The sequence below is a fragment of the Dactylosporangium sp. NBC_01737 genome (genome assembly GCF_035963215.1).
GTDB lineage: Bacteria > Actinomycetota > Actinomycetes > Mycobacteriales > Micromonosporaceae > Dactylosporangium.
Genome location: NZ_CP109153.1, coordinates 10,593,108 through 10,605,657, shown reverse-complemented (window position 1 = coordinate 10,605,657; position 12,550 = coordinate 10,593,108). Strand labels below are relative to the sequence as shown.

The window sequence follows — 12,550 nt, the reverse complement described above, 5'->3', positions numbered from 1 at the left end:
CGGTGCAGGGCCTCTGGCCCTGCCGCGTGATCGAGCGTGACCACGACAAGGAGACCCGTTGAACCGCAACGCTTTACTCTGCCTGGGTCTGACGGCGGTGCTGGGCACCGCACTGTTGACCGCAGGCTGCAACAGGAACGACCCGTCCTCTTCGACCGGGGGCGACAAGGGCGCCTCGGCGCCGCTGATCGGCGTCGACTACCCGCGCTCGGACACGGACTTCTGGAACTCCTACATCAAGTACGTGCCGCAGTTTTCCAAGGAGCTGGGCGTCCAGCTGAAGACCACCAACTCGCAGAACGACATCGCCACCCTCATCTCCAACGTGCAGACGTTCCAGAGCCAGGGGGTCAAGGGCGTGGTGATGGCGCCGCAGGACACCGCGGCGATCGCGCCGACACTGGAGCAGCTCGGCGCCAAGAAGATCCCGGTCGTCACCATCGACACCCGGCCGGACACCGGCAAGGTGTTCATGGTGGTGCGCGCCGACAACCGCGCCTACGGCACCAAGGCCTGCCAGTTCCTGGGCACCAAGCTCGGCGGCAAGGGCAAGGTCGTCATGCTCCAGGGCGGCCTGGACTCGATCAACGGCCGTGACCGCACCGAGGCGTTCAACGAGTGCATGAAGAAGGACTACCCGGGCATCACGGTCTTCGGCGAGGCCACCGACTGGAAGGGCGACGTCGCCGCGACGAAGCTGCAGACGCGCTTCACGTCGGACCCGGACATCAAGGGCATCTACATGGAGTCGTCCTTCGCGCTGTCGGGCACGCTGCAGATCCTCAAGCAGCGCGGCCTGCAGGTGCCGCCGACCGACCCGAAGCACGTCTTCGTCGTGTCCAACGACGGTATCCCCGAGGAGCTCAAGGACATCCAGAGCGGCCTCATCGACGCGACCGTCAGCCAGCCGGCCGACCTGTTCGCCAAGTACGGCCTGTATTACGTCAAGGCCGCCATCGAGGGCAAGACCTTCCAACCTGGCCCCACGGACCACGGCAGCACGATCATCCAGGTCCGCGACGGCCTGCTGGAGGACCAGCTGGCGGCACCGCTGGTGACGCTCGACGGGGCGAGCATCGGCGGCCAGCCCACGACGAAGTTCGACGACCAGTCCCTCTGGGGCAACCACGCATGAGCTCCACCGCGCAACACCCGATCGGCGGGCCGGCCGGAACCGGCCGGCCCGCGGTCGAGGCAGTGAACATCGGCAAGCGATTCGGCTCCACGGTGGCGCTGGCGGACGCGGGCATCTCCGTGCACCGCGGCGAGACGCACGCCCTGGTCGGGCGCAACGGGGCGGGCAAGTCGACCCTGGTGAGCATCCTGACCGGGCTGCAGGCCCCGGACGAGGGTGCCGTCGCCTTCGACGGCCGGCCCGCGCCGCCGCTCGGCGACCGCGACGCCTGGCGGCAACTGGTCGCGTGCGTGTACCAGAAGTCGACCATCATCCCCACCCTGACCGTGGCGGAGAATCTCTTCCTCAACCGGCACGCCCGCGGCCCGGGCCGGCTCATCCAATGGGGCCGGCTGCGGCGCGAGGCACAGCGGCTGCTGGCCGAGTGGCCGGTCGACGTCGACGTCGGCCAGCCGGCCTCCGCATTGTCGGTGGAGCAGCGGCAGTTCGTGGAGATCGCGCGGGCGCTGTCGTTCGGCGCGCGGTTCATCATCCTCGACGAGCCGACCGCGCAGCTCGACGCGGCCGGGATCGAGCGGCTGTTCGAGCGGGTCCGCGAGCTGCGCGCGCAGGGGGTGACGTTCCTGTTCATCAGCCATCACCTGCAGGAGATCTACGAGATCTGCGACCGGGTGACGGTCTTCCGCGACGCGCGGCACATCCTCACCGCGCCGGTGGCGGGTCTGCGCCGCGAGGCGCTGGTGGCGGCGATGACGGGCGAGGACGTGAGCATGCCCGAGGCGACCGACCGGCAGCGGACGGCGGACGCCCCGATCGTGCTGTCCGTGCAGGACCTCGTCACGGGATCGGGTGCCGGGCTGTCGCTGACCGCCAGGTCCGGTGAGGTCGTCGGCATCGCGGGCGGCGGCGGCAGCGGCAAGGTCGAGGTGGCCGAGGCGATCGTCGGGCTGGCCCGCCCGGCCGCCGGGACCGTCACCGTCGACGGGCGCGCCCTGCGCCCCGGCAGCGTGCCCGACGCCCTCGACGCCGGGATCGGACTGGTGCCACAGGACCGCCACCGCGAAGGCTTCGTACCGCTGCTGTCGATCGCGGAGAACGTCACCATGACGGTGCCGGACCGCATCCGGCGCGGCGGCCTGCTCTCCCCGGCCCGCCGCGACGCCCAGGCCCGCCGCGCCATCGCCGACCTGGCGATCAAGGCCGACGGCCCGCACGTGCCGGTCTCCGACCTGTCCGGCGGCAACCAGCAGAAGGCCGTCATGGCCCGAGCCCTCGCCGGCGATCCGAAGCTGCTGGTCCTCATCGCGCCGACCGCCGGGGTCGACGTGCGTTCCAAGGAGACCCTCCTCGGCGTCGTCGAGGACGTCCGGCGCCGCGGCACCGCGGTGCTGGTGATCTCCGACGAGCTCGACGACCTGCGCATCTGCGACCGGGTCCTGGTGATGTTCCGGGGCCGGGTCGTCACCGAACTGGCACACGGCTGGGGCGACAACGAAATGGTGGCCGCGATGGAAGGTGTAGACCTTGACCACGTCTGAGGCGGAGGCCGTGTCGGCGCCGTCGCCGTTGCTCACGCGCCGGGGGCCGCTCGTCGCCCGCCTGCGCGACCTGGCGCTGGTGCCGGCGATCATCGCCGTCGCGATCGTCGGATTCATCGTCAACCCGGTGTTCCTCACCTCCGACAACATCGTCAATGTGCTGCAGAGCATGTCGGAGATCTCCATCGTCGTCCTCGCCGAGACCATCGTGCTCATCACCGGCAAGATGGACCTGTCGCTGGAGTCCACCTTCGGGCTCGCCCCCGGTCTGGCCGCCTGGCTCATCGTCGACCCCGCCGTCACCCACGGCCTGGGCGTGCACGCCCTGCCGGCGGCCCTCGCCGTGCCGGTCGTGCTGCTCGTCGGCGCCCTCGTCGGGGCGTTCAACGGGCTGCTCATCGTGCGCTTCGGCCTCAACGGGTTCGTCGTCACACTCGGCATGCTCATCGTGCTGCGGGGGCTGCTGACCGGCATCTCCGGCGGCAAGACGTTCTTCGCCCTGCCCGAGTCGATGCGGTACCTCGGCTCGGCGATCTGGCTCGGTGTCCCGGCGTCGGTCTGGACGTCCCTGGTGCTGTTCGCCGTCGGCATCGTGGTGCTCGGCTACACCCGGCCCGGGCGCGCGCTCTACGCGATCGGCGGCAACGTCGACGCCGCCCGCGCGGCGGGCATCCGCACCGACCGCATCCTGTGGCTCACGCTCATCGTGGCCAGCATGCTGGCGGCCCTCGCGGGCCTGCTCATCAGCGGCCGGCTGGCGGCGGTGCCCGCCGCACAGGGCAGCGGCGCCATCTTCCAGGTCTTCGCGGCGGCGGTGATCGGTGGCGTCAGCCTCAACGGGGGCAAGGGCACCATCTTCGGTGCCTTCACCGGCGTCCTGCTGCTGTTCATGATCATTAATGTGCTCACGCTGGCCGGCGTGCCCGCACAGTGGACGAACTTCCTCAACGGCGCGGTCATCCTCGTGGCGCTCGTGGTCTCCCGCGTCACCGGCGGCAAGGCGCAGACGTGATCCGAGGCCAGTGTCCCGTTCCGGGGCGTCGCAGCGCGGCGCCATCAACCAACAGGAGTATCGGTGACTGAGCGCATCGTGTCCGTCGACGCCCTCGACGTGCGGTTCCCCACCTCCCGTCACCGTGACGGGTCCGACGCCATGAACCCCTTCCCGGACTACTCCGCCGCCTACGTCGTGCTGCGCACCAGCGCGGGCGCGGAGGGGCACGGGTTCGTGTTCACCGTCGGGCGCGGCACCGAGATCCAGGTGGCCGCGCTGCGGACCCTGGCCGGCATGGTCGTCGGCCGGTCCGTCGAGGAGCTCGTCGCCGACCCCGGTGCGATGGCCCGCCGGCTCATCGGCGACAGCCAGATCCGCTGGCTCGGCCCGGAGAAGGGCGTCGTGCACATGGCCGCGGGAGGTCTGGTCAACGCCGTGTGGGATCTCGCCGCCCGGCGGGCCGGGAAGCCGCTGTGGAAACTGCTGGCGGACCTGACGCCGGAGCAGGTGGTGGCGCAGATCGACTTCCGCTACCTGCGCGACGCGCTCACCCCGGACGAGGCCCTCGAGCTGCTGCGGGCCGCCGCCGGCGGGCGGGCCGAGCGCGAACGGCTCCTCCTCGCCGACGGTTACCCGGCGTACACCACGACGCCCGGCTGGCTGGGGTACGACGACGAGAAGCTGGCCCGGCTGTGCAAGGAGGCCGTGGCCGACGGCTACGACCTGATCAAGCTCAAGGTCGGCGGCGACCTCGCCGACGACGTGCGCCGCCTGGGCATCGCCCGCCAGGCTGTCGGTTCGCAGGTGCGTATCGCCGTGGACGCCAACCAGATCTGGGGCGTCCACGACGCCATCGACTGGATGCGCGAGCTGAGCGTCTTCGACCCGTACTGGATCGAGGAGCCGACATCGCCGGACGACGTGCTCGGGCACGCCGCGGTCCGCCGCGCCCTGCCCCCGATCAAGGTCGCCACCGGCGAGCACGTGCACAACGCGGTGATGTTCAAGCAGCTGCTGCAGGCGGGCGCCGTCGACGTGGTGCAGATCGACGCCTGCCGGGTCGGCGGTGTCAACGAGAACCTCGCCGTGCTGCTGCTCGCGGCCAAGTTCGGCGTGCCGGTCTGCCCGCACGCGGGCGGCGTCGGGCTGTGCGAGCTGGTGCAGCACCTGGCCATGTTCGACTACGTGGCGGTCAGCGGGACCACCGAGGACCGGTACATCGAATACGTCGACCACCTGCACGAGCACTTCGCCGACCCGGTCCGCATCCGCGGCGGACGGTACCTCGCGCCGGCCGCGGCCGGCATGAGCGCCGAGATGGTCCCGGCCGCGCTGGAGGCCTACCGCTTCCCGGACGGCCCGCAGTGGGCGACGACGGCGCCGGCGTGACCGGTCTGCGGTGCGCTTCGCCGGGGGTTGTCAGCATTTCTCGTTTTTGTGAGCATACGTACGAATATGTGAGTGTTGCCGAGTGGGCGCGCCGCAACGGAGTGCACCCACAGACCGCGTACCGATGGTTCCGCGAGGGAACCATGCCGGTGCCCGCTCGGCGTCTTCCGTCGGGAACGATCATGGTGGACGTTGTCAGTGACGACACCCAGGTTCAGGTGGTTGTCTACGCCCGGGTGTCGTCGGCCGATCAGCGAGCCGACCTGGACCGGCAGGTCGCCCGGGTGACCGCATGGGTCACCGGGCAGAACATGGTCGTTTCCCGCGTGGTGACCGAGGTCGGCTCCACCTTGAACGGCCGACGTAAGAAGTTCCTCGGGCTGCTGCGCGACCCGTCCGTGACGACGATCGTGGTCGAGCACCGGGACCGGTTCGCCCGGTTCGGCGCCGAGTACGTTGAGGCGGCTCTGGCCGCCCAGGGCCGCCTGCTGCTGGTCGCCGACCCGGCCGAGGTGGACGACGACCTGGTGCGGGACATGACGGAGATCCTGACCAGCCTGTGCGCCCGGCTGTACGGCCGCCGGGCCGCGGCGAACCGGGCCAGCCGCGCGGTCGCCGCGGCCACCGCCGAGGACGAGTCGTGAAGCGGTACGAGCCGCCGGCCGGCTGGACCGTGCAGGCGTACCGGTTCGCTCTGGACCCGAGTGAAATACAGGTCACCGGGCTGCGCCGTAACACCGGTGCGGCCCGGTTCGCGTACAACCACATGCTGCGACGGGTCAGCGCGGTGAAGGTGCAACGGGATGCCGAGGTCAGCTACGGGGTGGCTGAGGCGGACCTGACGCCGTGGCAGGGCTGGTCCCTGCCGGACCTGCGGCGCACCTGGAACGCGATCAAGCGGTGGGTGGCGCCGTGGTGGGCGGAGTGCTCCAAGGAGGCGTTCAACACCGGTCTGGCGAACCTGTCCGCGACGCTGGGCAACTGGCACACGTCGCGTACCGGTGCCCGCAAGGGCCGCCGGATGGGCTGGCCCCGGACCAAGCGGAAGCACGGCCGTAGGTCAGCCCGGTTCAGCACCGGCGCGATCCGGGTCGACCCCGGCTACCGGCATGTGGTGCTGCCCCGGCTGGGTCGCATCCGCACCCACGAGTCGACCCGCAAGCTGGCCCGCCGGGTACGGGCGGGCACCGCGACGATCCTGTCCGCCACGGTCACCGAGACGGCCGGTAGGTGGTTCTGTTCGTTCCAGGTCGCGGTCCAGCGCACGGTCCGGCGGCCGGCGCACGCCCCGAACGCCGGACGGGTCGTCGGCGTGGACGTCGGGATCAAACACCTGGCGGTGCTGTCCACCGGCGAGATGGTGCCGAACCCGGCGCCGTTCAAGGCCGCGTTGAAGAAGCTCGGCAAGGCTCAACGCCGGGCCGCCCGGCGGATCGGCCCCTACGACCCGCAGACCGGGCGCAAACGGACCGCGTCGAAGCGGTGGCGGCGGGCACAGGACGCGGTGGCTCGGCTGCACGCCACGGTTGCGGCCGTCCGCGCCGACGCGTGGCACCAACTCACCACTCGCCTGGCGCAGCAGTTCACCACGGTTGTGGTCGAGGACCTCCACGTGGCCGGGATGCTCCGCAACCGCAAGCTGGCCCGGTCCCTGGCCGACGCCGCCTCGGCAACGCTACGCCGGCACCTCGGCTACAAGACCGGCTGGTACGCAAGCACGCTGTACCTCGCCGACCGGTGGTACCCCAGCTCCAAGACGTGCTCCGCCTGCAAGACGGTGAAACCCAAGCTGTCGCTGGACGAGCGTACGTTCCACTGCACCGCGTGCGGGCTGTCCCTGGACCGGGACGTCAACGCCGCACGCAATCTTGCCGCGCTCGTGCGGCACGTCGACCTGGAGTTGCTGGGCGACGCAAAAACAGGACGTGGAGCCTACGTAAGACCCGTAAGACCTGCATACGCAGGCGGGGCAGCGGGCCGTGAAGCGTCTAGACCGGTTCATCCGGTCAACGTCGCCCGGCAACGGACGACTGCCAATCATGAGCCACGTTTGCTCACTGAAAGGTAACGGTTGCCACGAGAGGGCCGGGCGTGTGGGATTGGAGGTCCGGCGCCGGCGAAGGGACGTGGCATGGCAACGGTGGCGGGGGAGTCCCGTCGGCAGCCCACGCTCGCCGAGGTCGCCGCACAGGCCGGGGTGTCGATGACCGCGGCATCCCGGGTGATCAACAACGCGCCGCACGTGAGCCGGGCCAAGCGGGACGCCGTGGAGAAGGCGATCCGCGAGCTCGGATACGCGCCAAGCCGCAGCGCCCGGGCCCTGGCCACGCGCAGGAGCGGCGTGGTCGCCCTGGCCGTGTCCGGTGACGACCCGGCCCTGTTCGCCGATCCGTTCTTCGCGCATGTCATCGTCGGCATATCGGCGGCCCTGGAGGAGACCGATCTGCACCTGCTGCTGTGTCTCGGCGCGTCCGGTCGGGCCCAGGCACGGTTCAAGGGACTGCTCGGCACCCGTGCGGTCGACGGTGTCATGCTCATCGCGCTGCGCGGCGACGATCCGCTCGTCCACCTCGTGGAGCGCTTCGGCCTGCCCACCGTCTACGGTGGCCGGCCGCTGCACGGCGAACCCGCATGGTACGTCGACGCGGACAACCGGGGCGGCGCCCGGAAGGCCACCGAGCACCTGATCGGGCTCGGGCGCACGCGCATCGCCGCGATCACCGGGCTGGCCGACACCGAGGTCGGTCAGGCCCGGCACAGCGGGTTCCGCGACGCGATGGCCATCGCCGGCCTCACGCCGCACGCCGTGCAGGCCGGCAACTTCACCGTCGCCGGCGGCGCCGAGGCGATGACGGCGCTGCTGGACGCCCGTGCCGACTTCGACGCGGTGCTCGTCGCCAACGACAACATGGCCGCCGGGGCGCTGCGGGTGCTGCGCGAGCGCGGCCGCCGGGTCCCCGGCGACGTGGCGGTCGTGGGATTCGACGACCTCGAGATCGCCACCCGCACGGACCCGCCGCTGACCACGGTCCACCAGCCGGTGCGCGCGCTGGGCACGGAGATGGCCCGGATGCTCACGGCGCTGCTGTCCGGGGCGGAGCCCAGCCCGCTGATCCTGCCCACGCGCCTGGTGGTTCGAGAGTCGGCCTGAAACTTTCCTGCCGGGCGCGCACGTCGCCCCCTCCCACCTCGACGCATCCGACCCGGCCCACGACCGGTGGGCTCCGTGGTTGCGCCCGCGCGGCCCTGCGGCTACATAGATATGGAAGTGCTTCCATATCTATCCACCTGCGAAAACTGGTCGGCTTCCAGCACCGCATCCGGAAGCGATTCCAGGCCGCTCGCAATCAGCATGGGAGGAATCCATGAGACGACTGTCCGTCGTCGCCGCGACGCTCCTTGCCGTTTCCGGGGCCGTCGGGGTGGCCGCGCCGCCCGCCGGCGCCGACACTCAGATCTGCGCCAAGTACGGGTCTACGACCATCCAGGGCGGCAAGTACGTCGTGCAGAACAACGTCTGGGGCGACGACACGACCCAGTGCATCAACGTGACGAACACCGGCTTCACGGTCACCTCGGCCGTGCACAACCTGCCGCAGAACGGGGCGCCGGCCGCGTACCCCTCCGTGTACGCCGGATGCCACTACGGCAACTGCACCTCCGGCAGCGGCCTGCCGCTGGCGGTCAGCGACAGCCGGTTCGCCACGATCTCGACCAGCGTCAGCATGACGTACCCCAACAACGGCAGCGTGTACGACGCCTCGTACGACGTCTGGTTCGACCCGACCCCGCGCACCGACGGCCAGAACACCGGCGCCGAGCTGATGGTGTGGCTCAACAAGACCGGCTCCGTGCACGCCGCCGGCTCGCAGGTCGGCACGGTCAACATCGCGGGCGCGAACTGGGAGGTCTGGTACGCCAACTACGGCTGGAACGTCGTCTCCTACGTGCGGCAGAGCCCGACCTCGTCGATCAACTTCAACGTCTCGACCTTCTACCGGGACATGGTGAACCGCGGCTACGCCCAGAACTCCTGGTACATCACCAGCGTGCAGGCCGGGTTCGAGCCCTGGGTCGGCGGCACCGGCCTCGCCGTCAACGACTTCACCTACAGCATCGGCACCGGCGGCAACCCGGGGCAGGGCCAGCGCATCGTCGGCGGCCAGTCCGGCCGCTGCGTGGACGTGCCCAACGCCAGCCAGACAGCGGGCACGCGGGTGCAGCTGTGGGACTGCAACGGCCAGGCGAACCAGCGGTGGACGTACACGTCCGGCCGGCAGCTGCAGGTCTACGGCGGCATGTGCCTGGACGCCAACGGCCGAGGCACGACCAACGGCACCACCGTGATCATCTGGACCTGCAACGGCCAGCCCAACCAGCAGTGGAACGTCAACGCCAACGGCAGCATCACCGGCGTGCAGTCGGGGCTGTGCCTGGACGCCCCCGGCACGGCCAACGGCACACTGCTGCAGCTGTGGTCCTGCGGCGGGCAGGCCAACCAGCGCTTCAGCCTCAACTGACCGTCTGACCGGCCGTCAACCGTCGGGAGACCGCCGCGCAGCGGTCTCCCGACGCCGAGGAGGTCGCGCTGAATCCGCCGTCTTCGCCGTGGAGTCACCGGCCGGTGGCCAGTGCGGCCAGTTGCGGGGCGAGCCAGGGTGCCACGACGTGGCCGACCCCGGCCGGCGTGAGGTGCAGGCCGTCGCTGCGCACCCGTACACCGCCGACGGTCCAGGTGAACGCGCCGGCCGGGCAGAGCACGCGGTTGAGGTCCAGCACCGCCGGATGGCTGGGGTGATCGGCCGCGGCCCGCGCGAGCAGGCGGTTCCAGGCGTCGACCCGCTGGGGCTGGTCCTCCGGCCACAGGCCGCCGTCGGGGCGTTCCTGGCGGCGGGTGTACGGCGCGGTCAGCAGCGCGACGCGGGCACCGTGGGCGGCGGCGAGGTCGATGGCGCGGGTGAGCTGGCCGGTGAGATACGCGTCGTAGTCCGCCTCGCCGACATGGGTCCAGCGCTCGCCGAGCCTGCGGTCCATGAGCTCCCAGCGGTCGAGCAGGATCAGCGCCACGTCCGGGTCGTCCTTGGCCACCGAGCTGCCCCAGCGTGACTCCCAGGTGGCGCAGTACGGGTAGTTGGCGTGCAGGGCGCCGGCGTAGCGCACGTCGGGCAGCACGGCGATGCCGCAGCCCTGCACGCCCTGGTTGGTCAGCGAGAAGCGAGGGTCGCCGGGCCAGTAGGCGCCCAGCGTCCACGAGACGGAGTCGCCCAGGACGGTGACCCGCGGCGGACCCGGCCGGCGTCCGGCCCGGGCGGTCGGGGGCGGCGCGGCGCTCGGTCGGGCCGCCAGAGGCGGCGAGGCGGCCGCCGGCGGTTCCGCTGCCACCGCGTTCGGCCGGTCCGCCACGGCCGTGCTGGCGCCCGCCAGTGCCAGGGCGGTGACGCCTGCGGCCGCTGCGGTGGCGGTCAACGGCATCCGCCGCGGCAGCCCGTGCCCGCGCCGGATCGGCTGCTCGACCATGAGGAAGCTCGCGGCCGCGACCGCCAGCGTGGCCGCGACCCGCACCGCGAAGAGCCGCGGCCCGGTCAGCCCCGTACGCTCGGCGTCGAGGACGGCGAAGAGCGGCCAGTGCCACAGGTAGCCGCCGTAGGAGATCCGGCCGATCCAGCGCAGCGGCGGCGCGCCGAGGAGCCGGGCGGGCCACGCGATCACGGCGGCCGCGGCGACGGCGATCAGGGCGAAGCCACCGCGGTACAGCGCGACGGTCCCGCCGTGGACCAGGACCGCGGCGGCGCCGAGGGTGAGCGCCCCGGCGACGGCGGCGCACCGGCCGGCGATCCGATGCCGGGCGAGCGTCGCAGCCGGCACCGCGGCCAGCGCCGCGCCGACGAGCAGTGCGCACGCCCGGGTGTCGGTGCCGTAGTAGACGCGGTCGGGTGTCGCCGGCTCGTACAGCAGCCAGCCCGTCACCGCCGACGCCGCCGCGCCGAGCAGGCAGCCGACGAAAATGACCCGGCGCGGGTGGGCCAGCCGCAGGGCGAACGCCAGCAGCAGCGGCCACAGCAGGTAGAACTGCTCCTCGATGCCGAGGGACCAGGTGTGCTGCAACGGCGAGGCGGCGGCGGTCTGGGTGAAGTAGTCACCGCCTCGGTAGATCATGCGCCAGTTGGCCCAGTACGTCAGCGTCGACACGGCGTCCAGCCGCAGCGGCACCGGGTCCTGCTCCGGCAGCAGCCGCGGCCCGGCGAGCACCACGAACGCGACGACGAGCACCAGCGCGGGCAGCAGCCGCCGGACCCGCCGCCGCCAGAACCCGCCGAGCCGGATCCGGCCGGTGGACTCGGTCTCGTGCAGCAGCAGCGCGGTGATCAGGTACCCGGAGAGGACGAAGAACAGGTCGACGCCGAGAAATCCCCCGGGCAACCACCCGGGCAAGCCGTGGGCGAGCAGGACCCCGCACAGTGCGACGGCCCGCAACCCGTCTAGCGACGGCTGATAGCGCAACGACACACGGCGCCCGCTGCCCGGGCGAAGGGGCACGAAACATCGCCGCCCCGGTTCACCCGCGCCGGCGAACGATGCGCGGCTGGTCCGGGCGCGGTGGACGGGGCGACCGCGGGCGGTGGTTTGATCGTGCGCTGCCGCAGTGCCGGTAAGCGCAGAATGGCGGCAACGTTCTGAAGGAGTGGTCATGCGGCGGTTCGAGGGCAAGGTCGCGCTCGTCACGGCGGCGGCGCAGGGCATCGGGGAGGCCGTCGTTCGGCGGGTCGCCGCCGAGGGCGGTGCGGTGGTCGTCACGGACCTGCGCGAGGACGCGGCCGCGGCGCTGGCCGAGGAGCTCGGCGTGGAGCACGCGCTCGGGATCAAGGTCGACGTCACCTCACGCGCCGACGTCGACGCCGCCGTCGCCGCGGCGGTCGGGCGGTTCGGCCGGCTCGACCTGCTGGTGAACAACGCGGGCGGCTGCATCGTCACCTCGATGCCCGAGGACACCTCAGCCGAGGACTGGCACCGTCAGCTCGACCTCACCCTCGTCGGCGCCGCCCGCTGCATCCAGGCGGCCATCCCGCACCTGGTGAAGACCCGCGGCAACGTGGTCACGATCAGCTCGGTGAACGGCATCGCGGCCTTCGGCAACGTGGAGTACGCCGCAGCGAAGGCCGGCCAGATCGCGATGTCGAAGAACTACGCCGCCCGGTACGGTCCGCTCGGCGTGCGCTTCAACGTCGTCGCCCCCGGCACCGTCCGGACACCGAACTGGAACTCCCAGCCGGGCACGCTGGAGCAGCTTCAGTCGATGTACCCGCTCGGCCGCGTCGGCGAGCCGGAGGACATCGCCGCGGCGGTCGCGTTCCTCGGCTCCGACGACGCCGCCTGGATCACCGGCCACACGCTACCCGTGGAGGGTGGCGTGCTGACCGGCCCAAACCCGATCGACCTGAGCCCGCCTGACACGCCCCGCGAAGACGCTTAGCAACCGCACGTCGACTGGCCGGC

The 12,550-nt window shown here is 71.5% G+C and carries 10 protein-coding genes; 9 read left to right on the top strand and 1 reads right to left on the bottom strand.

The features are described 5' to 3' along the window. Positions 1 to 58 precede the first annotated feature (58 nt). From OHA72_RS48740 to OHA72_RS48705, 8 genes are all read left to right on the top strand, one after another. Complete coding sequence (locus OHA72_RS48740; protein WP_327002908.1) at positions 59 to 1,135, top strand: sugar ABC transporter substrate-binding protein; 1,077 nt, start codon at positions 59 to 61, stop codon at positions 1,133 to 1,135. Then, entirely contained in the window at positions 1,132 to 2,673 is a 1,542-nt protein-coding gene (locus tag OHA72_RS48735; protein WP_327002907.1) for a sugar ABC transporter ATP-binding protein, read from the top strand. The genes OHA72_RS48740 and OHA72_RS48735 overlap by 4 nt, the downstream gene beginning before the upstream one ends. After that, positions 2,660 to 3,685, top strand: coding sequence for an ABC transporter permease (locus OHA72_RS48730; protein WP_327002906.1), 1,026 nt, complete (start codon positions 2,660 to 2,662; stop codon positions 3,683 to 3,685). Before OHA72_RS48735 ends, OHA72_RS48730 begins: the two co-directional genes overlap by 14 nt. 63 nt (positions 3,686 to 3,748) lie before the next feature. Next, on the top strand, positions 3,749 to 5,056 hold the full coding sequence (locus OHA72_RS48725) for an enolase C-terminal domain-like protein (RefSeq protein ID WP_327002905.1): 1,308 nt from the start codon (positions 3,749 to 3,751) through the stop codon (positions 5,054 to 5,056). A 68-nt stretch (positions 5,057 to 5,124) separates the two neighbouring features. Beyond that, on the top strand, positions 5,125 to 5,700 hold the full coding sequence (locus OHA72_RS48720; RefSeq protein WP_327011809.1) for an IS607 family transposase: 576 nt from the start codon (positions 5,125 to 5,127) through the stop codon (positions 5,698 to 5,700). After that, the gene (gene tnpB / locus OHA72_RS48715) at positions 5,697 to 7,124 is read left to right on the top strand and encodes an IS607 family element RNA-guided endonuclease TnpB (protein ID WP_327002904.1); all 1,428 of its coding nucleotides are present in this window, start codon (positions 5,697 to 5,699) and stop codon (positions 7,122 to 7,124) included. The genes OHA72_RS48720 and tnpB overlap by 4 nt, the downstream gene beginning before the upstream one ends. Positions 7,125 to 7,187: 63 nt before the next feature. Then, positions 7,188 to 8,207: a LacI family DNA-binding transcriptional regulator gene (locus OHA72_RS48710; RefSeq protein WP_327002903.1), complete on the top strand. Its 1,020-nt coding sequence runs from the start codon at positions 7,188 to 7,190 to the stop codon at positions 8,205 to 8,207. 214 nt (positions 8,208 to 8,421) lie between these two features. Next, on the top strand, positions 8,422 to 9,576 hold the full coding sequence (locus tag OHA72_RS48705) for a GH12 family glycosyl hydrolase domain-containing protein (protein ID WP_327002902.1): 1,155 nt from the start codon (positions 8,422 to 8,424) through the stop codon (positions 9,574 to 9,576). A gap of 94 nt (positions 9,577 to 9,670) precedes the next feature. Here the strand turns inward: OHA72_RS48705 and OHA72_RS48700 are convergent, their stop codons facing one another. Next, positions 9,671 to 11,563: an SGNH/GDSL hydrolase family protein gene (locus tag OHA72_RS48700; RefSeq protein ID WP_327002901.1), complete on the bottom strand. Its 1,893-nt coding sequence runs from the start codon at positions 11,561 to 11,563 to the stop codon at positions 9,671 to 9,673. A gap of 181 nt (positions 11,564 to 11,744) precedes the next feature. Here OHA72_RS48700 and OHA72_RS48695 point away from each other — a divergent pair, with 181 nt between their 5' ends. After that, positions 11,745 to 12,527 carry an SDR family NAD(P)-dependent oxidoreductase gene (locus OHA72_RS48695; protein WP_327002900.1) on the top strand — a complete coding sequence of 261 codons (783 nt, stop codon included), beginning with the start codon at positions 11,745 to 11,747 and terminating at the stop codon, positions 12,525 to 12,527. Positions 12,528 to 12,550 lie beyond the last annotated feature (23 nt).